Consider the following 19,823-nt stretch of genomic DNA (forward strand, 5'->3'; position numbering starts at 1 on the left):
GCCCTTGATCGTAAACAGATCACCGTGGCTTCTCCCCGGTCGCGGCCCGAACAGCAAAGCTTGGACATATGCGCAAGAAACAGCACCACTCCCTTTTGACCGAGGTCGAACTCGAATTCATGACCGTGGTCTGGGAGCTGGAACAAGGCTCCGTGCGTGACATCCTTGCCGAACTGAACACAGTACAAGAGCGCGCCTATACTTCTGTCGCTACGGTGCTCAAGATCATGGAGCAAAAGGGCTTTTTGACCAGTGAACGGGTTGATCGTTCCCTCGTCTACCGTCCTGCGATTCCGAAGGCCGAGTATCAGAAAACGTCGCTCAAGAACTTGTCGAGCAAGCTCTTCAACGGTGCACCCGCCGCCCTCGTGGCGCGGTTGGTCGATGACGAGGACATCACCGATGCCATGCTCGAGGAAATGCGGGCCTTGCTGAACGAAAGGCTGGGGGACAATGAAAGCTGATGCGCTTCTGAACGCTTATATCGATCTGAACCTTCTGGTTTGCGCAGGCGCGCTGCTCTGGCTCGCCGCACGTTACCTGATGCGACGAACGTCCCTTGCGACGTCCTATGGACCGCAACTGCATTTGCTGAATGGGATGACTGTGCTGCTGGCCGCGACACCGATTTTGGTTCTGGCCCTCAACGCCAGCGGCATTGGCAATCCCCCCACTCTCTCCGATGTACTTGTCGCGCAGTACCTGCAAGGCAATGTCAGCATGTCCGCAGTACAGTTTGAGTCCATGATCGGGATGCGTGAGGATTTGGTCCGTGATCTCAGCACTGGCACAGCACTGTGGAGCCAGCTCGTAAGCGCATTTATCCTCGTCGGCACCACGATCTCAGTGCTTCTGCTTGGCACCGCAATCCTGCGCCTGCGCCACGCTCTTGCATCAGCGTATCGGTGGAAGCGCATCGGTCGCGTGGACCTTCTTCTCAGTGACGATACCGCGGTTGCCTACTCCACCCGCGGCCTGTTTCGTCGCTATGTCGTTCTGCCGACCTCGCTTTTGAATGATTCACGCGATTTGCGCCTTACACTTGCGCATGAGCTGCAACATTTTCGCCAGCGTGATGTTGAAACTGCCTTTTTGATGGAATGCCTGCGCCCGCTTCTGTTCTGGAACCCAGCCTATTACCTGTGGCGCCGCGATATGCGGGCAGTGCGGGAATACGCCTGCGATCAGGCACTCAGCAGCAGAGGGCGCTTTGACTTGCGGAGCTATTGCGAATGCCTGATCCGCGCGACCGAACGCGCCCGCAAGTCTCCGGTGTTTCTCAGTTCCCGCAGCCCCTCTGTTGCCCTGCTGGAGCGCCGGGAAATCCATCACACGCCCATTCTTGCGCGCAGGATTATTGCCGTAACCGAACAGCGCCCCCACGAACACCAAAGCCTAGTCTGGGGCGGCGTGTCTGCGGCCATTGCCTGCGCCGTAATTGCGACCGCGTTTTTGATCCAGCGTCCCGGAGATTGGAGCCACGATCGCCTCATGCTGTCGACCGTTGTTAATCTGGAACGCATGGCCCATCGCAACACTGGTCAGACGGGTGTATCGGCCTGGAGCAGTTCCGTCTTGGTGCCTCTGGATCGCTGAGTTTCGCATCTCGCCTCGCGCCCATTCCAAAGCAAGTCAACGGACACCGCCCATACCAAGCCGTTGATTTAACAACCGTCGCAGAAATTTCAAAAAACGCCTTGTCTCTCCGCGCACTGCCACATATACGGATCAGCGGAGACGTGGCCGAGTGGTCGAAGGCGCTCCCCTGCTAAGGGAGTAGGCGGGAAACCGTCTCGAGGGTTCGAATCCCTTCGTCTCCGCCACCCACCATGTTAGTTGATTGGCATACAGTGCTGTTCTGCCCTCTAAGGTATTGATCTTACGCACCACCCCGCCTCGCTTCGATACTGATCGCCTCAATTCGCTTTTGCTCGGTGCTGTTCATTCCGTGGTATAAAACGAGGTATAGTCATGGCCTACAGCACCGGTCGGCTGACGAGGAATCTCGTCCGCTCGCTTGGCCCGGGCCGTCATGGTGACGGCAATGGGCTCTAGCTAGGGTCAGGACCCATTGATTTCGGGCTTGTGGCGTATTTCACGGTTCGAAAACGAGCGGTGAACATGTCGGATCTTTTCTGGTTGAGCGACGCCCAGATGGCCCGCCTTGAGCGCTTTTTCCCAAGTCCCAGGGCAAGCCCCGTGTCGATGATCGGTGGGATTTGAGCGGGATTATCTTTATCAATCGGAATGGCTTGCGATGGCGGGACGCACTCGAGGAGTACGGGGCCCGCACAAAACCTTGTACAATCGCTGAAGGCGATGGAGCGACAAAGGCATCTTCGGCCGGATGATGGCCGGTCTGGCCACTGACCACGGCGAACAGAAGACCGTGACGATTGATGCGACCTACCTCAAAGCAACCCGACAGCGACCAGCATGGGCGTGAGTTCGGAGGATCAGTAAACAGTCCGGGGGACTGTTTACCCGACGCACGGGGGCGTGGCCTCCTGATCGAGCGCACCAAAGTCGACATGAACACCAAACTGCACGCCATCTGTGACAGCCATGGGCGGCCTTTGAACTTGTGCGTCACCGCCGGTCAGGTCAGCCGATTACATCGGCGCCCGGGCGCTTCTGAACAGCCTGCCAAGTGTCGATTGGCTCCTTGGAGATCGCGGCTATGACGCCGTCTGGTTCCGAGCATCGTTGGAAAACAAAGGGGTACGCGCCTGTATCCCAGGACGAAAGCAACGCAAGATGCCGATTAATTACGACAAGAGACGCTACAAGCGACGCAACCGGATCGAGATCATGTTCGGCAGGCTCAAGGATTGGCGGCGTGTCGCACGCCCGATACGACCGTTGCCCCAAGGTCAATCGAACTTGCTGCCCTGGTCATCTATTGGCTTTGAAACTTAATGAGTTCAGACCCTAACCCTTGTTCAGGGCCGCGAAGGAGCCCCGAACGTTCTTCGCGCAACATACCATCACCAGTCTTGAGACCAGCGTGGGAGGCGTTGGCCAATCATGTGGTAGATGTTGCGGATATCACCGCTCGCTGGTAAGGGGACAGGCCTGCAAACTCGCGTTGCGTCAGCTGATCCCTTCACACTGAGGCGGGCGTCGTCAGAATACGAAAGTAAGCATGAGCAGCCATGCCCAACTCCCGCAGTGATGAATGATCGAGCGCGTCCAAATGATACGCCGATACGCAAGGAAGAGCGCGCGATAGGCGCATGGTTCCGAGTGGGGTCGCCGCCACCCCCACGGCCGCGCTCGATCCGGCCCACTGTCCGGTGTCTCCTGCGGTCCCCGCGCTTGTCGGGTCCGGGTCCCCATCAGCTCTGGCAGCTTCGTCTATTACAACTCGGTTGGTGGAGCGGAGGTCATCTCGGTGATCGCTTGAAATTCTGTCAGAAACTCTGGCCGATGTTGCATCAGATACCGAACGATCCGGGCGTTCCCAAGAAGCTTTGTCAGATACGCCTTGATGACGGTTAGCTGCAGGTGGTCCCGGCCGTAGGAGTCCTGGATCGATGTGATCCCTTCTTGTAGCTGGGCCAACTCGCGCTCCATGCGGGCCATGGCCTCCGGGGTAATGCCTCTCATCTTCTTGGGTTTCTTGGTGTCCACCAGCTGCACCTGCGGCGTTCCCGCCAGAATTGCGGAGATGTATGCCGGAGAATAATTGTTGGCGTTCATCATTAGCTCGGCCGCCTCGATCTGGCGCATGGCTTTCATCTTGCGCAGGGTTTCGAACACGGCGGTCGCGCAGTGCTTGTCCTTCAGGATGCCGACGGCCTCTTCGCATATTCCATCCAGCAACTTGGCCTTGCGCATAATGCTGCGCGGATTGAGGTCCAGCGCCAGGGCGATCTTTTCTTCGGAGACACCGCGCTCGATGGCCTTGCGGATCATGTTGTGCTCCTGGATGGGCGCAAGACGGCTGATCCGCTTATTGTAGGTGAAAGCCTCGTCGTCCGTGGAAATCAAGCATTCGACCCGTTCGATTCCGAGATCTTTCAGCACCTCGATCCGGATATGCCCATCAAGCAGCATATAGGTGTCTTCCCCACCCGTGGATCGCGTGACCACCGGTGGCTCGACCAAGCCAACCTCTTTGATCGAAGCGGTGATCTGGCGGTACTTGCGGCTGAATTTAACCGATGCGCTTAGCGTCTTCACGGGCAGCACAGCATCTAACGGCACGGTGACGCAATCACTCTCAAAACCGAGCGCAATCGCGTCCGAAGTTTTACGCTTGCCCTTGCTCATTCCGCGGCTCCCGCATCCAGCGATTGCCCGAGATAGGCGGGCAAGGTGTACAGGCCCTCCGCGCGCAAAAGCGTCAGGAAGTGCTCATCGCTCTTAAGCAAACGAAACGCTTCGACGACGAACATCAGGCGGCCCTGCGTCAGCTCGGCCTTCTTGATCAGCACCTTCTGGCGCTCCGCTTCCTGTTGATAGGCACGCACAAGCGCATCGCTGGTCAGAGGCCGCTTGGCGCTGTCGCTTCTGCCATAGCGGTTGCGATGAAGGTGCGGACCCTGTGCGTCGCGCTGCTGAATGAGTCGACGCACGGCAGCTAGCTTCTTTCCGCGCAGCTTTTTCTGGGTGTAGGCGTCCATCAGAGCGCGTTGTCCGCCCTCGGCATCTGTCTTTGAAATGTCGATCGCGAGATTCAGCGGCAGAAGGCCGGTTTCCACGGCCGAGACCAACCGTTCTTCCCCGCGCTCCAGAAGCCCCGCAATCATGCCGACATAGTCTGGCGTGACGCCGATTTTGTTAGCGATCTGGCGGTCGTTGTAGCCGCGCTTCCGTAGGTTGCCGATCTCGCGCATCAGGTCGATCGGGTTGTGCTGGCGGCGCGCGCAATTCTCCACGAGGCTCATGACCAAGCAATCGCCCTCATCGGCGTCGATGACGATGGCCGGTATGGCACCCTGCTGAAGCTCCATAAACGCCTCTAGCCGACCTTGACCGCAGACGAGATCATACTCCGCAGGATCTGTTCCGGCGCGCTGCGCCACGGTGATTGGTCGCTTCAGACCAATCTTGGCGATGTTCTCGACCATTTCCTCAAAAGTTCGCCGGTTGCGCACACGGGGATTGAGGATGCGAATTCGGTCGGTAGAGATGAGAGTGACTTGTTTCTGGGCAATATCTTGGGCGTCGTCTGGCATCAGGCGGCCTCCGTGATCCGGGCCCGGCCAGCGAGCGCATAAAAATGGTCGAGCGTGTCAAAGCGGTAGGCGTCCAGCGACAGCCCGTTCTGCTCGGCCAGCCTCAGTCTGACCATGGTCATGTCGATGCTCGGCAGCAGGTAGTAATCCCGCGGGACTTCGTTCAATTCGTCCATGCGCACGGCAATCGTGATGTCTGGAACCAGCCCGGTATCGAGGCGGATGCGCCACCGCAGGTAACCGCCCTGCGTCTCGAAACACCGGGCCAGCACCACCGACGCCGTGAACTCGTGATTGATGCGGATCAGGTCCGTGTCCGGATCTTGCACCGCCTGGCCGCCGCGTTCGGCGACGCCGTCGAGGATCTGGGCCACGATGCCGGGGTGGGCCCGCCGCAAGGCGCGGTTGATCTCGACATAGCGATAGTCGCGCTCCGGCTCGTAGCCGATCATCTGGTAGGCGCGCAGCAAGCTGCCGAAGCGGCTCCGAAAGGCGCTGGAGGATGGCACGTTGTCCTGTTCATCGATGATCAGTCCTGACAGTACGCCTTTCTGTTTCAGCACGGCGCGCAGGGCTTCGAGCAGTTCTGCGTCCGTGAAATGCTGACTGCGCGCGTCGACGATTTCGCGTGCGCGCAGAAACAGCACCTCGTCCACAATGGCGGGGTAGGCGCCCTCGGCCCGGATCCACATCTCGCGAGGGTTCACCACTCGCTTGTGCTTCAGCTTGAAGGACACCTTGTTGTAAACGTTGTTGCCGATGTATTTTTCGTTGGTCAGGACCTGGTGCACCGATGCCCGGGACCATGGCCGCTCAAGATCCGTCAGATGCCCCTCGGCATTCAGGGTTTCCGCAATCTCACGCTCCGAGCGGCCATCTTCGACGAAAATTCGGTACATGCGGCGCACGACATCCTGTTCCTGATCAGGGCCTGGAACGAGAACCACACGGTCAGTCTGAAGGCTCTTCTGTTCGCCGCGGGACAACGCGCCCTTCGGGTTGCAGTGTTCATCGATAAGCACACGGCGCAGGCCGTATCCAGCCGCTCCACCTTGGCGGTAGCCAAGCTCCACCAGACGGCATTGCCCCGCGAAGACCTTCACCGAAAGCTCGCGGCTGTATTCGCCCGCCATCACCCGCTTGACGGTTTTCAGCAGGTTGGAGCCGATGCTCCCATCGTTTTCGAACTGCTCGCCACAATAATGGACCCGGATCCCGGCGCGAGAGCAGACATGCTCGTGGTAGGCCCCTTCATCAGCATCCTGAAACCGGCCCCAGCGGCTGACGTCATAGACCAGAATGGCCTTGAAATCCGCTTGACCGGTTCGGACCTCGGCCATCAGGTTCTGCAGCGCCTCGCGGCCGTCCAACCGCAACCCGGACCGACCGGAGTCCTCGAAGATGCGCAGGATCTGCAAACCCCGGGCGGTGGCGTAATCCCGAATGATGTCGAGCTGGTTTTCAGTAGAGTATTTCTGGTGATCGGTCGACATCCGCACATAGGCGACCGCCGGAACATCCTGTCCGGCCTCGTCGCCTTTGCCCTCGCTGTTGTCTCGACCGTTATTCAAATCGGGTTTTCCTTTTCAGCCTTTTTTGATTTATTTTTTTCCACCTGGCACAAACGCGTCTGGAAAGTCGTTTCCTGAAACGGGCAAGGTCTTTCCGTTTGCCCGGCAGTCAGTTCTCAAATTCCAATTCATTGCTGCGCTCCTAAAATCAGTAGTGTCCGTCAAGCGCGGTCCAATGACCCACAGCGGACAAAATCGACTCCCGCCGTTTTCATGGTTCTTCAATTGTTTAACGAAGAAGGACGTGAAAATGCGCGTGAAGATGGGCACAGTTGTGCCGAAAATGGGCACATTTGTGCACCTGGTCGAAGAACCAACTGATTATCGTACCGCCATAGCGATGGCTCTGCACGAAGAGTTGGACGACACACACAGGGCAATCAAAATGGCCATGCGCTGGACGGGTGCCAGCGAACGCACCGTGAAGTACTGGTTTTCGGGCGAGCGGGGGCCGAGCGGCGACCATCTGATCGCCCTCGCGCGGCATTCGGATGCTGTGCTCTACGTTGTTCTCGCACTTGCAGGCCGCCATATTGTCGAGGAGGCAGACGATTGAGAGGCGAACTTCGAGTGACTGACCGAGGAAGCCGCTGTCGCCGGTACGTCGAGCGATCACGTTGTCATAGGTGGCAGGAGCGTGCGCGCATTTCTTCTCGAAGCGTCTTGAGAGGCAAAGGATACCACCCAGTAGCAGAGTTGGACTGCAGTCGCATTTGAAGCGCTTGGGATGTCGAACCATCTTTGGATATAAAAATTTCAATGACTTAGGAGTAGAGAAGGTTCGACGCCAGTCCCGTTCCCTCCGCCAGATTCCCCGAATTTTTCGGGTCGTGCGTCCAATTCGCCTACACATTCTGAGTTTGACAGATTGTCATAGCATTTGCCCCCGACGCTCTCACTGAACGTGTGGGATAGTACGAAGGTTGAAATGTGGACAGTTCATCTTTTCCTGAAACAGAGCTGCGCGTGAAGGCCGGGCCGCACGTTGAGAAGAAGCTGAACGCGGCGTTTGTTCGCAAGGCTGGTTCCGATCGGCACGCCGATGTCGGCGGCCCAGAAGCAACAAACCTTCGAAACGAATTTCCCTCGAGAAAAACTGAGGCGTCGCTTAAGCGCTTTCGATTGTGTCCGCGAAGTTCTGAACGTCTACGCTACAGGAGCACTCCGCTCCCCCGCTGCCTCAGATCTCAGTCTTTGCGGCCAAGGTTCAGTGTATGTTCGCGCAGCCATGCCATGAAGCCACGTGGATCACTGTGTAGTCGCTCCATCTCCTGATCGGTCAATGGCTTCCCCACAACAGGCGCTTGCGGTTTATTACAGGAGCGCACGATCTCATGCAGGAGAAGGCCTTGGCGCAGGATTGGCGAGACTTGACACGCAATCTGATAAGCTCGGGAATTTCGCCCCGGAAAGAACATCGGAACGACCTTTGCACCTGAACGTCGGATGAGCTGTGCCGTGAAGACATTCCATTCGCGCTCTACAGCGGGGCCCCACCAGCTGTCGGATGACATCACGACGCCTGACGGGAACAACGCCACGACACCGCCCTCTTTCAGGTGGGCCATTGCTTTGGCGCGCATCTCGACCATTTTGCGTTGGGCGTCAGGGTCATGAGGGAACGGCACCGGTATCATGAAGGAGGTCGCTGCCTCATCCAATCCAGTCAGAACAGAGCGTGTCAAAATGCGGTAATCCTGACGCCGCCGGCCGATCAGGTCAGCAAAGATCATGCCATCGACCATCCCATGCGGGTGGTTGGCCACAACCACAACAGGCCCTGTCTCGGGAATATTGTTGATCTGCTCTTGCGGGGTCTTCAGTTCAATGCCCATCACATTGAGTGCACCGCGCCAGAATTTGTTCCCGCGATAGTCAGCATTGCGGGCTTCAAACTTCGACACCATCCGTAGAATGGTGAATTTCCCTGTCAGCCATTCCAGCGTGCGGATCGCCAGAGACGTCCAGCGATCATCGAAGGAATTCGCATACGTCAGCGTGCGCCGGTCATAGACTTCAACCGTAGACGCCCCTTTAGGCTCCTGCGGCGTGATGCCGGACTCATTATCGTGCGCGGTGTCAGCCACTTTCACCTGTCCCGTCTTTTTGGACCGTTCCGCCAGATTAGTAGCCTTCGCCGAACTTGTCAGCCACCAAGGCCTCTACAGCAGAAGCCAGCGCATCAGCATCCGGTCCCGAGGTTTCGACGTCAATAGTCGTTCCCTTCGACGCTGCCAACATCAAAAGCCCCATGATACTGTCTCCGGAGGCCGACATTCCGTCTTTGATCACCTCGGCGGAGGCATCAAAGCCTTCGACGACCTCAACCAACTTGGCCGACGCGCGCGCATGCAGACCCTTTTCATTCACAATCTTGAGCGTTTTTCGAGCCATTGATTATGCCACGCCCCCTTCAGGGTTCACATTTTGAGAATTGATATACTTACGTCCGGCTTCCATCGCATGACGCACCGCATCCGCCACCGGCAAATGACGTGACTTCGCCAGCTTAATCAGCATGGGAAGATTGGCCCCGTAGAGGATGCGCCGGTTCGCAGGGGCGCAGGCACGTAGGCTAAGGTTCGAGGGGCTGCCGCCAAAAAGGTCGGTCACCACCACAACGCCATCGCCAATGTCGACAGAGTTGGCGGCGGCGCAGATTTCATCTTGCTTGGCATCGCGGTCGTCTTCCGGGCCGATGGCGATTGCCATCAGCGCAGGCTGACGCCCAACTACATGTTCTACGGCGGCCAGGTATTCCTTGGCCAATCCGCCGTGTGCGACGATCACGATCCCGATCAAGGGCATTCTCTCACTTCAATTGCTGGCCAAGCAGCTCGCGGTGCCTAATTGACACCTGCTGCCCCTCGCGTGCAAGGGCCTTTGCCAAGGTTTCCGCCAAAGTGACGGAACGGTGTTGCCCGCCTGTGCAACCAAAGGCAATCGAAAAATGCGATTTACCTTCTTCGCGATAGGCTGGCAGCAACATCAGGGTCAAATCGAGCACGCGGTCGAAAAAGCCCTGATACCGCGCATCCTTCATGACGTAATCCTGCACTTCCTTATCTTGCCCATTATGCGCACGCAGTTCCGGCTCCCAGTAGGGGTTTGCGAGAAAGCGGCAATCAAACACCATATCGACACTGCGCGGAATGCCGCGTTTGTAGGAAAAACTGTGCAGGGCCACAGCAAGAGTGCGCCCTTTGGGCGCAAAGAGGCGCTCTACCTCTGCACGCAGCTGGTGCACATTCAGGTCTGAAGTGTCGATCACAACATCAGAACGCTCCCGGATCATCCGCATCAAATCCAGTTCACGGGTGACGCCCAGCTCTGGGCTTTCTGCGGGGGACAACGGGTGACGGCGGCGTGTCTCGGAGAAGCGACGCAACAGAACATCTGCCTGTGCATCGAGATAGAGAACCGTGGTTTTAATCCCCTGCCGCGCCTTGAGCATGTCGATCATATCGACCATCGCCTCGGTAGAAAAATCCCGATTGCGTGGATCAAGCCCCAGAACAAGCGGTCGGTCGGCCCCACCGGCGTTCACCAAGGCAGGCACAAGGCGCAGGGGCAAATTGTCAATGGCCTCGAAATCGAGATCCTCCAGCACATTGATAGCCGTGGTGCGCCCGGCGCCCGATGGACCGGTCACCAGCACCAGTGGCGGCTGGGCCGCAATGGCGCTAACGGAGTTTTGGCTCTCCTTCGGGGTCAATTGCTCCACCTTTCAGGTATTGGATCAGGGCTGCCGGAAAATAATCACCATCCACGCGGTTCAACCTTGGCAGCGCAACGTCGAGTATCTGCCCCTCTAGGTGGCGTGGAAGCCGCGCGGTTTCAAGCTGCCCCATATCGACGATGACGTAGAGTTGTACCTCCGTCACAACATCCGCGCGCAGAATACCAACACCGCGCGCCTCAATAAGGCCGCAGATCGCGGCAGGTGCACATGCCAGCAGGCGTTTCCCCACGCAGCGCACCTCTGTTCGGTCGTCTGCGACCAAGCTCGCCCCGCGCGCCATCAACTCCAGTGCCAATGCCGATTTCCCACTGCCTGAGGGGCCGCAAATGAGAACGCCGCGCCCATCGAGCGCGACGCAACTGGCGTGTAAGGTTGTATTTTCGGGTGTGGGGGGAGCCACCGGATCAGACCGGCAGCCCGACCACGAAACGCGCACCAAGAGGTTCTGACGTCAGGTCGGCCTCTGTGGGGCGAATGTTTTCAGCCCAAATCACGCCACCGTGCGCTTCTACGATTTGCTTGGAAATAGCCAGACCGAGACCCGAGTTGTTGCCGAAATGCTCATCCGGGCGCTGGGAATAGAATCGCTTGAACACTTTGGACAGCGCCTGTTCTGGAATACCGGGACCCGTGTCTTCAACCACCACCAAAACGCGATTGTCGCGGCGCCGCGCCCAGACGCGAATGGCGTCACCCTCTTCGCAGAAGGAAATCGCATTGGTGATCAGGTTGACAAAGACCTGCGCCAACCGCGCCTCGAGGCCGCGGATCAGGATTGGCTCATTGGGCAGTTCGGCAATATAGTCGATGCCCTTGCTACGCGCATCTTCGCCCAGATACTGGTTCAAGTTGCCGAGCATGTTGAGAAGGTCAAAGTCCTCTTCGTCTTCTTTCACCAGTTCCGCATCCAGTCGCGACGCGTTGGAGATATCGCTCACCAACCGGTCAAGACGACGCACATCATGTTCAATCACTTCCATCAGCTTCTCCCGCTGGTCCTCTCGATGAACCATGCGCAGCGTGCCGACCGCAGACTGCAAACTGGCCAGAGGATTCTTGATCTCATGTGCCACATCAGCTGCAAATTGTTCGTTACTATCGATACGATTATATAGCGCTTTTACCATACCACGCAGCGCGCGGCTCAATCGTCCGATCTCATCAGGGCGCGCCGAGAGGTCTGGAATGCGAATGCGACCGGGCTTTACCTTGTCATCGTCGCGATCTTTCCCTAGCTCCGCCGCCTCAGCCAAATCGGCAAGAGGATTAGCGATTGTCGATGCCAAAACGAGGCTGAGGCCGATAGACACCATCAAAGCCACAATGAACATCTGCAACACGCGCTCGCGCTCGATACGCACCAAACGGTCGATCTCGCCGGTGGCAGAGGTCATCAACAACACGCCAGCCGCCTGACCTTGCTGCAGGATCGGCGTGGCTGCTGCATAAACTGTACCGCCTGCGCTATCCGGTACGGCCCCCACTTGCGTACCATCTGTTAGCGAACGCTGGATGAGATCCTTTAGCTGAGGTTCCGACAGTTCGATCTCGGCTGCGGTGTGCTCCGGTGCGCTCTGGCCGCCAACTGCTGACCAAATGGCCTTGAGCGCATCGGTGATGAGAGTGCGCCCGCCTTCATTGTCGTTCAGGCGGTTCAGCGCATCTGCCCGCATGATACCTTTTTGCTGATCAAGCAACGTGAGAGAGGTATCAAAAACAAAAATCTCCACACCACCGCGCAACGAGATGTTGTCGAGCATGCGCGAGATGCCGTCTTGGCTTGCGGCGACGCCCACTGAACCGCCCTCAGGCAGTTGGGCCTCCAGCACATCAGTTGCCAGCATCGCCTCAGACACAAGTGTACCCAATCGCTGATACACAAGACTCTGTCGCGCGGAGTTCAGATAGAGAATTCCGGAAACCAGAATGATCAGAGCGATCAAATTGAACGTGATGATCTTACGGGTCAACGGGGAGCCGCGTAGCGAAAACCAGCCACGCCGCGCCCGTTTGGCCCGCATTTCACGCCCAACGGTTTGTTCTGGCGCAACCCAGTCGTCGCCCAGAACCAGCTCTCCGTCCCGGCCTGCATTCCGGCCCGTCTGCCGGTGAGTGTCGGTCATGCTATTGTCGCGCATGCGCGCATGCCTCCGCCAAAGTCCCCGAAAACCGGGAACTTATTCTTCATTATAGCGGTAGCCGATCCCATAAAGGGTCTCGATCGCCGCGAAATCTGCATCAGCACTGCGCATCTTCTTGCGCAGTCGCTTGATATGACTGTCGATGGTTCGGTCATCCACATAGACCTGATCATCGTAGGCCACATCCATCAGTTGGTCACGGCTTTTGACAAATCCGGGGCGTTGGGCCAGCGCCTGCAGCAGCAAGAATTCGGTCACGGTCAGGGATACATCCTGCCCTTTCCAACTGACCGCATGGCGCAGCGGATCCATCCGCAGCTGCCCGCGCTCCATCACCTTGGTTTCTGGCGCAGTGCCGACCTCATCCGTGGCGACCGCCTCCTGCCGACGCAAGAGCGCGCGGATGCGTTCCACCAGAAGACGTTGGGAAAACGGTTTCTTGACGTAGTCGTCCGCCCCCATACGCAGGCCCAGAACCTCGTCGATCTCATCATCTTTTGAGGTGAGGAAGATCACCGGCATCTGGGTTTTCTGGCGCAGGCGCTGCAACAGATCCATGCCATCCATACGCGGCATCTTAATATCCAGCACCGCCATATCCGGCAGTCGTTTATTAAAGGCGTCTAGCGCCGCCTGTCCGTCATTATACGTTTCGACTTCGAACCCCTCGGCCTCCAGTGTCATAGACACCGAGGTCAGGATGTTCCTGTCGTCATCGACCAAAGCAATCTTTGACATCGAACTTGCCCTTATCTGCTCATTATTCGTTTGTTTTATGCCCTTTGTCGCTTGGAAGACGGCACGAATCAATCCCTGATTAACGAATCAGGCAAAACTTTGGCGTTCATTGACGCAAAAATACCTTATCAACTGTTAAAGACAGCCATGTGAAACACCGATGGCGGCGCTGTGAAACACCTCTGTTCACTATGGGAAACTTTTGGTGGCGCTAAAGGTTTGCATGGTTGCGCTAACTACCTGAAACCATCCTGTTCATTCTGCAAAACCTCATGTTAAGACCGCCTGCATGAGTGCTAATGTTGCGCTCCGGTGCCCTATGGCGCAGCCTTTGATCTATGCGGTCCCTGTCACAGCTACAGCGCAATCAGCAGGGCCGACACCAGGAGAGACACAAGATGACATCTGGACGGGTAAACCCGAACTTCCGCCTCGAGGATCAGGGAATAGAGGGTCTGGGCAATGTCTATTACAACCTCATGGAACCGGCCCTTGTGCAGGAAGCACTGAGCCGCGGCGAAGGCAGCCTCGGCAAGGGCGGCGCCTTCCTCGTGACCACCGGGAAATTTACCGGCCGCTCCCCGAAGGACAAACATGTTGTAAAGACTGACTCTGTTGCCGACACCATCTGGTGGGAAAACAACGCCGAGATGAGCGCAGAGGGCTTCGATGCGCTCTATGCCGATATGGTCGAGCATATGAAAGGTCGTGACTACTTCGTGCAGGACCTCGTCGGTGGTGCGGACCCGGTCCATGCGATCAACGTGCGCATGGTAACCGAACTGGCATGGCACAGCCTGTTCATCCGCCATCTGCTGCGTCGCCCCGACCGCGAAGATCTGGATGATTTCACTTCTGATTTTACCATCATCAACTGCCCGTCCTTCCAAGCGGACCCGAAAAAGCACAACTGCCGGTCCGAGACCGTGATCGCGCTGAACTTCGACCGTAAGCTGATCCTGATCGGTGGAACAGAATATGCGGGCGAGAACAAGAAATCCGTCTTCACCCTGCTGAATTACCTGCTGCCGGAAAAGGGCATCATGCCGATGCACTGTTCTGCCAACCACGCCAAGGGCAACCCGGTCGACACCGCTGTGTTCTTCGGCCTCTCCGGCACCGGCAAGACCACCCTGTCAGCCGACCCCGACCGCGTGCTGATCGGCGATGACGAGCACGGCTGGGCTTCTAACGGCACCTTCAACTTTGAGGGCGGCTGCTACGCTAAGACCATCAACCTCAACCCCGAGGCGGAGCCCGAGATCTACGCCACCACCGAGAAATTTGGCACCGTGATCGAGAATATGACTTTCGATCCGGAAACCTTCGATCTCAACTTCGATGATGACAGCCTTACCGCCAATATGCGCTGTGCCTACCCGCTGCATTACATCTCCAATGCCTCCGAGTCGGCGCGTGGCGGCCATCCGAAGAATATCATCATGCTGACTTGTGATGCCTTTGGCGTGCTGCCTCCGATTGCGCGGCTGACTCCTGCGCAGGCGATGTATCACTTCCTTTCCGGCTTCACCTCCAAGGTGGCCGGGACTGAGCGTGGTGTGACCGAACCGGAGCCGACTTTCTCCACCTGCTTTGGTGCACCCTTCATGCCACGCCGCCCAGAGGTTTATGGCAACCTGCTGCGCGAGAAGATCGCTGCCCACGGCGCGACCTGCTGGTTGGTGAACACTGGCTGGACCGGCGGCGCCTATGGCACCGGCTCGCGGATGCCGATCAAAGCCACCCGCGCCCTGCTGACCGCAGCGCTGGACGGCTCGCTCGCCAATGCGGAGTTCCGCAAGGATCCGAATTTCGGCTTTGATGTGCCGGTGGCTGCGCCGGGCGTGGCCGAAGTGCTTCTCGATCCGCGCCGCACCTGGGATGACAAGGCCGCCTATGACACGCAGGCTGAAAAACTGGTGCAGATGTTCTCTGACAATTTTGAGCAGTACCTGCCCTACATCGACGAAGATGTAAAAGCGGCTGCGATCTCCTGATCCAACTTCGACCTTGAGAATAAAAAGCCCTCGCCTATGCGGGGGCTTTTCGTTCCGGCGCACCCAAAAAAGTCAGGCGGTGATTTTTTACCTCTTAGAGGTTGGCAGGCAGCGATTGAATGACCTCCGCCACCCTGCCCCCGATGATCCGGCTGGCTTTTGGCGAGGGATGGATACGATCCACAGCGTGAAAGCTCAGATCGCCATAGGGTACCAGGTCAGCAGCAGGCAGGAAGGTCACACTGGTATCGCCCCCTGCCAGCCTCATTAGGCGTGCGTCCAGCTCATCGCCTTCGTCACGGCAGTTCTCGATCGGCGATGACCGGCCCGGCGTGCGTAAATACCCCAGCAGGATCACACGCGCGCCGTCCTGCCGGATGCGTGTGACAAGGTCGGGGAAAACCCCTGTCTCGGCATCTTCGGAAATCAGCTTATCCATCTTTCGGTCGCACTGCCCGCAGCCGCACCCCAACCACAGATCGTTGCCGCCGCCATTCAGGATCACCCAGTCCCAATTGCCTGCGCGATATTGTTTCGGGATCGACAGACCCGCTGCACCGCTGATCGGCAGGCGATAGATCATCCGCGCGCCCGACACGGAACGATCCACAACCGGCTCCCCGAGCACATCAGAGACAACATCCGGGATCGACTGCCCGCCAAGGCTGTTCCACGCCATCATGGAATCGCCCATGGCAAGAATGCGGGCCTCGCGCCCAACGGGGCGGTCGCCGCAGGCGGTGAGAAAGAACAGGCTGAGGAGAAGGAAGCGCATCATACCGGAGCGATATCACAAATCTCGCCAGATGCGCCGGGCAATTTGACGAAAATTCTCGCCCTCCCCACGGGAGGGCGCTTCCCCCACCCGTGGTCGAGTACAGTCCTGTATGCCGTTTTCTAGGCCAACAGCCGTCGCGCGATCACCTGCGCTTGGATCTCTGCTGCACCTTCAAAGATATTCAGAATGCGCGCATCACACAGCACCCGCGAGATCTTATACTCAAGCGCAAAGCCATTGCCGCCGTGGATCTGCAAACCGTTGTCTGCAGCAGCCCATGCCACACGCGCACCAAGGAGCTTTGCCATACCGGCCTCAAGGTCGCAGCGGTGGCCGTTGTCTTTCTCCCAAGCCGAAAAATACGTGAGCTGCCGCGCCACCATGACCTCGACCGCCATCATCGCCAGTTTCGAAGACACCCGAGGGAAGTTGATCAGCGCCTTACCGAATTGTTTGCGATCCTGCGCGTATTGCATGGCAATATCGAGCGCCGATTGCGCTACGCCAATGGCCCGTGCCGCAGTCTGAATGCGCGCGCTCTCAAAGGTCTCCATCAGCTGCTTGAAGCCCTTGCCTTCCTCGCCACCCAAAAGGTTTTCACCCTTCACATGGAATCCGTCAAAGCCCAGCTCGTATTCTTTCATGCCGCGATAGCCGAGCACCTCGATCTCACCACCGGTCATCCCGTCGGTCGGGAACGGATTATCCTCAGTTCCCGGCGTTTTCTCAGCGAGGAACATGCTGAGACCGCGATGGTCGGTTGTCTCCGGATCGGTCCGCGCCAGGAGCGTCATCACATGGGTTCGCGCCGCATGGGTGATCCATGTCTTATTGCCGGTGATTTTGTAGTCACCATTGTCATCCTTGACCGCGCGGGTGCGCAGAGAGCCGAGGTCAGACCCCGTGTTCGGCTCGGTGAAAACAGCGGTCGGCAGGATCTCCGCGCTGGCAATTTTGGGCAGCCAGTTCGCTTTTTGGGCATCCGTGCCCCCGGCGAGGATCAACTCGGCGGCAATCTCAGAACGGGTACCAAGGCTGCCGACTCCGATATAGCCGCGTGAAAGCTCCTCGGAGACCACGCACATCGAGGCCTTGGATAGACCAAAACCGCCGAATTCCTCGGGTATAGTCAGACCAAAGACGCCCATCTCCGCCAGTTCTTCGATCACCTCAATCGGGATCAACTCGTCCTTGAGATGCCAGTCATGCGCAAAAGGTTCGACCTTTTCCTGAGCATAGCGGCGGAATTGATCTCGGATCATCTCTAGCTCGTCGTCCAGCCCTGATGCTCCGAACATGGTGCTACCAGCTTGCTGCTCCATCAGTTCAACCAGACGCACACGCGCTGCCTGCGTATTCCCGGACTGCGTCAGCGTCATCACCGCAGGTGCCATCATCGCGCGCTGGTCGTCCTGGCTGAGGCCCAGATCTTGCAGGCGCAGGACTTCGCCCTGGTTCATCTGAATGCCACCGTAGATCTGCCAGAGGTATTCACCAAAGGCGATCTGGTGGATCAGCTGTTCCATCTCACCAAACTTACCCTCTCCTGAGAGCGCCTCGGCCCAGCGATGCATCTGACGCAGAGAATAGACATACGTCGCCAACCACGCGAGGCCGTGGGCGGCGTATTGGTGCTGTTCCACCAACGCACCAGAAACACGGCCGCCATCGCTGACGGTTTCGCGAACCCGCGAGGTCGCAATCTCGAGCAGCTGATCCAGAGGCGCGAGTGCGCCTTGTGTCAAAGCCAGCAAATCCGGCAGCAGCGGCGTGGTAGGTTTCATATCCTGTCCGTCCAATTGTCCGTCGTGGGGCATGAGTGCCATCCTCCTCAGAGCTTGCCCTGTGATAGGCCACTTTGCACCTGCAGCGCAATATTAAATCTCAAACAGCACTCATATCGTTCAATAATTACTCATTCGTTTTTGCAGTGCAGCACCCGTTGGTTGTGCTAAACGCAAGGATATGACTGATCTCATTCCCTTTCTCGCGCCCGCTGGATTCGTGCTGGCCTTCGCCGTGGCATTGGTTGCTGGCACGATCAAAGGCCTCGTTGGCTTTGCCATGCCGATGATCATGGTCTCGGGCCTCAGCTCTATCATGGCGCCGGACCTGGCATTGGCGGGGCTGATTCTGCCCACTTTGGTCACCAATGGGTTTCAGGCGCTCAAACAAGGACCGGGTGCCGCTTGGGAATCGATCAAGCGCTTTCGGGCCTTTTTGCTGGTGGGCGGGCTGTTTCTCATGATGAGCGCGCAGATGGTACGGGTATTGCCTGCGCAGGTGATGCTGTTGATTATTGGCGCACCGATCACGCTCTTTGCGGTGACGCAACTATTGGGTAAGCATCTGGTTTTACACGAAGCCTCGCGCCGAGTGGAGATTGGCATCGGGGCGTTTGCAGGGTTTATCGGTGGCTTTTCTGGCATCTGGGGGCCGCCAACGGTCGCGTATCTGACTGCTCTTGGCACTGAAAAGAAAGAGCAGATGCGCATTCAAGGCGTCATCTACGGCCTTGGCGCAGTGGTGCTGTTTTTTGCCCATATCGGCTCTGGCGTGATGCGCAGCGAGACACTGCCATTTTCCGTTTTGATGATTGTGCCTGCGCTGATGGGCATGTGGATTGGTGGCAGGCTACAGGACCGCATTGATCAAAAAACCTTCCGACGAGCCACGCTGTTCGTTCTGCTGATTGCCGGCCTCAATCTGCTGCGCCGCGCCTTAGTGGGTTGAGCGGATGCCCTTGGGTCTCAGTTCGCGCCTCAGTGCCAGTCAGATCGCAACCGGCACAATTGCGGTCTCTGTTCTGGTGCTGGCGCTAAAACTTGGCGCTTGGGCGCTGACCGGATCGGTCGCCCTTTTTTCCGACGCGATGGAAAGTCTTGTGAACGTGTCGGCAGCGGTGCTGGCATGGTTTGCAATCCGCTATGCAGAGCGCCCGGCCGATGATGGGCACCCGTTTGGGCACCACAAGGCTGAGTATTTTTCCGCAGTGATCGAGGGGATCATGATTATCCTCGCCGCCGTTTTGATCCTGCATCAGGCGGTTGTCGCTCTGGTCTCGGGGGCCTCTGCGAACCTCACACCTGTCGGATTGGCTGTGAACGCATTGGCGTTAATGGTAAACCTCGGCTGGGCTCAGGTGTTGCTGCGAGCAGGCGGACGCCTGAAATCTCCGGCGTTTGTCGCAGGTGGCCGACACCTGATGAGCGACGTCTGGACTTCGGCCGGTGTGATGGTCGGACTGGTTTTGGTGCTGGCAACCGGCTGGCACATCCTGGATCCAATCCTTGCGTTGCTGGTTGCGGTAAACATCCTCCGCGAAGGGCTTCATGTGGTCTCTGACTCGGTCGATGGGCTGATGGACAAAGCCGCATCCCCCGAAGAACAGGAGAAAATCGCCGCCGTCATCCTTGGCTCTGGCGGCGGTGCACTGCAAATCCACGACATCAAAACCCGGCGCGCGGGCAAGGCGATTTTTGTGGAATTTCACATGGTCGTGGACGGCGACATGTCTGTGGCGGAAAGCCACGACATCTGCGACCGATTGGAAGAAGAGATCGAAGCCGCCCTGCCCGGTGTTCATGTGACAATACATGTCGAGCCAGACAACAAGCTGGAAGAAGATGGGATTGAACCCGCGGCTTTGTAAAAGCGAAAGGCGGGGCCATCA

Annotated in this window: 18 protein-coding genes, 1 tRNA gene and 1 pseudogene; 8 read left to right on the forward strand and 12 right to left on the reverse strand. The window is 57.9% G+C overall.

Annotated elements, in window-relative coordinates:
- Positions 1-68 precede the first annotated feature (68 nt).
- The 4 genes and pseudogenes from K529_RS11590 to K529_RS23060 all read left to right on the forward strand — a co-directional run bounded on the left by K529_RS11590 (position 69) and on the right by K529_RS23060 (position 2,912).
- The gene (locus tag K529_RS11590; RefSeq protein ID WP_005619846.1) at positions 69-464 is read left to right on the forward strand and encodes a BlaI/MecI/CopY family transcriptional regulator; all 396 of its coding nucleotides are present in this window, start codon (positions 69-71) and stop codon (positions 462-464) included.
- On the forward strand, positions 454-1,596 hold the full coding sequence (locus K529_RS11595) for a M56 family metallopeptidase (RefSeq protein WP_005619849.1): 1,143 nt from the start codon (positions 454-456) through the stop codon (positions 1,594-1,596). Before K529_RS11590 ends, K529_RS11595 begins: the two co-directional genes overlap by 11 nt.
- 137 nt (positions 1,597-1,733) lie before the next feature.
- Positions 1,734-1,823: transfer RNA gene (locus K529_RS11600), tRNA-Ser, on the forward strand.
- 298 nt (positions 1,824-2,121) lie between these two features.
- Positions 2,122-2,912, forward strand: a pseudogene (locus tag K529_RS23060) (IS5 family transposase).
- 448 nt (positions 2,913-3,360) lie between these two features.
- Here the strand turns inward: K529_RS23060 and K529_RS11610 are convergent.
- From K529_RS11610 to K529_RS11620, 3 genes are read right to left on the reverse strand one after another with little or no spacing between them, the layout of a single operon-like run.
- Positions 3,361-4,275 (reverse strand): plasmid partitioning protein RepB C-terminal domain-containing protein, encoded by a 915-nt coding sequence (locus K529_RS11610; RefSeq protein ID WP_005619851.1) that lies wholly within the window; start codon positions 4,273-4,275, stop codon positions 3,361-3,363.
- Entirely contained in the window at positions 4,272-5,183 is a 912-nt protein-coding gene (locus K529_RS11615; RefSeq protein WP_005619853.1) for a plasmid partitioning protein RepB C-terminal domain-containing protein, read from the reverse strand. The genes K529_RS11610 and K529_RS11615 overlap by 4 nt, the downstream gene beginning before the upstream one ends.
- Positions 5,183-6,754, reverse strand: coding sequence for a recombinase family protein (locus tag K529_RS11620; protein WP_046002107.1), 1,572 nt, complete (start codon positions 6,752-6,754; stop codon positions 5,183-5,185). The genes K529_RS11615 and K529_RS11620 overlap by 1 nt, the downstream gene beginning before the upstream one ends.
- Before the next feature lie 250 nt (positions 6,755-7,004).
- Here K529_RS11620 and K529_RS11625 point away from each other — a divergent pair, with 250 nt between their 5' ends.
- Entirely contained in the window at positions 7,005-7,310 is a 306-nt protein-coding gene (locus K529_RS11625; protein WP_005619856.1) for a hypothetical protein, read from the forward strand.
- 631 nt (positions 7,311-7,941) lie between these two features.
- Here K529_RS11625 and K529_RS11630 read toward each other — a convergent pair.
- The 7 genes from K529_RS11630 to K529_RS11660 are packed head-to-tail and all read right to left on the reverse strand — an operon-like array spanning position 7,942 to position 13,375.
- Positions 7,942-8,841 carry a lysophospholipid acyltransferase family protein gene (locus K529_RS11630; RefSeq protein WP_198528092.1) on the reverse strand — a complete coding sequence of 300 codons (900 nt, stop codon included), beginning with the start codon at positions 8,839-8,841 and terminating at the stop codon, positions 7,942-7,944.
- Between the two features lie 37 nt (positions 8,842-8,878).
- The gene (locus K529_RS11635) at positions 8,879-9,148 is read right to left on the reverse strand and encodes an HPr family phosphocarrier protein (RefSeq protein ID WP_005619863.1); all 270 of its coding nucleotides are present in this window, start codon (positions 9,146-9,148) and stop codon (positions 8,879-8,881) included.
- 3 nt (positions 9,149-9,151) lie between these two features.
- Positions 9,152-9,556, reverse strand: a complete 405-nt coding sequence (locus K529_RS11640) for a PTS sugar transporter subunit IIA (RefSeq protein WP_009177872.1) — start codon at positions 9,554-9,556, stop codon at positions 9,152-9,154.
- 10 nt (positions 9,557-9,566) lie between these two features.
- Positions 9,567-10,469: an RNase adapter RapZ gene (rapZ, locus tag K529_RS11645; protein ID WP_005619866.1), complete on the reverse strand. Its 903-nt coding sequence runs from the start codon at positions 10,467-10,469 to the stop codon at positions 9,567-9,569.
- Complete coding sequence (locus K529_RS11650) at positions 10,438-10,896, reverse strand: HPr kinase/phosphorylase (protein ID WP_040642208.1); 459 nt, start codon at positions 10,894-10,896, stop codon at positions 10,438-10,440. The genes rapZ and K529_RS11650 overlap by 32 nt, the downstream gene beginning before the upstream one ends.
- Before the next feature lie 4 nt (positions 10,897-10,900).
- Positions 10,901-12,634 carry a sensor histidine kinase gene (locus tag K529_RS11655; RefSeq protein ID WP_005619869.1) on the reverse strand — a complete coding sequence of 578 codons (1,734 nt, stop codon included), beginning with the start codon at positions 12,632-12,634 and terminating at the stop codon, positions 10,901-10,903.
- A gap of 39 nt (positions 12,635-12,673) precedes the next feature.
- A complete protein-coding gene (locus K529_RS11660; protein ID WP_005619871.1) occupies positions 12,674-13,375 on the reverse strand; it encodes a response regulator transcription factor in 702 nt (233 codons plus the stop codon).
- A gap of 398 nt (positions 13,376-13,773) precedes the next feature.
- Here K529_RS11660 and K529_RS11665 point away from each other — a divergent pair, with 398 nt between their 5' ends.
- Positions 13,774-15,372, forward strand: a complete 1,599-nt coding sequence (locus tag K529_RS11665; RefSeq protein ID WP_005619873.1) for a phosphoenolpyruvate carboxykinase — start codon at positions 13,774-13,776, stop codon at positions 15,370-15,372.
- 94 nt (positions 15,373-15,466) lie between these two features.
- On the opposite strand, the gene K529_RS11670 is transcribed toward K529_RS11665, so the two are convergent.
- Together K529_RS11670 and K529_RS11675 are read right to left on the reverse strand one after the other, a co-directional pair.
- Entirely contained in the window at positions 15,467-16,150 is a 684-nt protein-coding gene (locus K529_RS11670) for an SGNH/GDSL hydrolase family protein (protein WP_005619875.1), read from the reverse strand.
- Positions 16,151-16,269: 119 nt separating this feature from the next.
- Positions 16,270-17,967 carry an acyl-CoA dehydrogenase family protein gene (locus K529_RS11675; RefSeq protein WP_005619876.1) on the reverse strand — a complete coding sequence of 566 codons (1,698 nt, stop codon included), beginning with the start codon at positions 17,965-17,967 and terminating at the stop codon, positions 16,270-16,272.
- A 148-nt stretch (positions 17,968-18,115) separates the two neighbouring features.
- Between K529_RS11675 and K529_RS11680 the strand changes: the two genes are divergently transcribed.
- Both K529_RS11680 and K529_RS11685 read left to right on the forward strand, forming a co-directional pair.
- Positions 18,116-18,883, forward strand: a complete 768-nt coding sequence (locus K529_RS11680; protein WP_005619877.1) for a sulfite exporter TauE/SafE family protein — start codon at positions 18,116-18,118, stop codon at positions 18,881-18,883.
- Positions 18,884-18,887: 4 nt separating this feature from the next.
- Positions 18,888-19,802, forward strand: a complete 915-nt coding sequence (locus K529_RS11685) for a cation diffusion facilitator family transporter (RefSeq protein ID WP_005619878.1) — start codon at positions 18,888-18,890, stop codon at positions 19,800-19,802.
- Positions 19,803-19,823: the final 21 nt, after the last annotated feature.

The organism is Tritonibacter mobilis F1926, assembly GCF_000376545.2.
Classification (GTDB): domain Bacteria; phylum Pseudomonadota; class Alphaproteobacteria; order Rhodobacterales; family Rhodobacteraceae; genus Epibacterium; species Epibacterium mobile.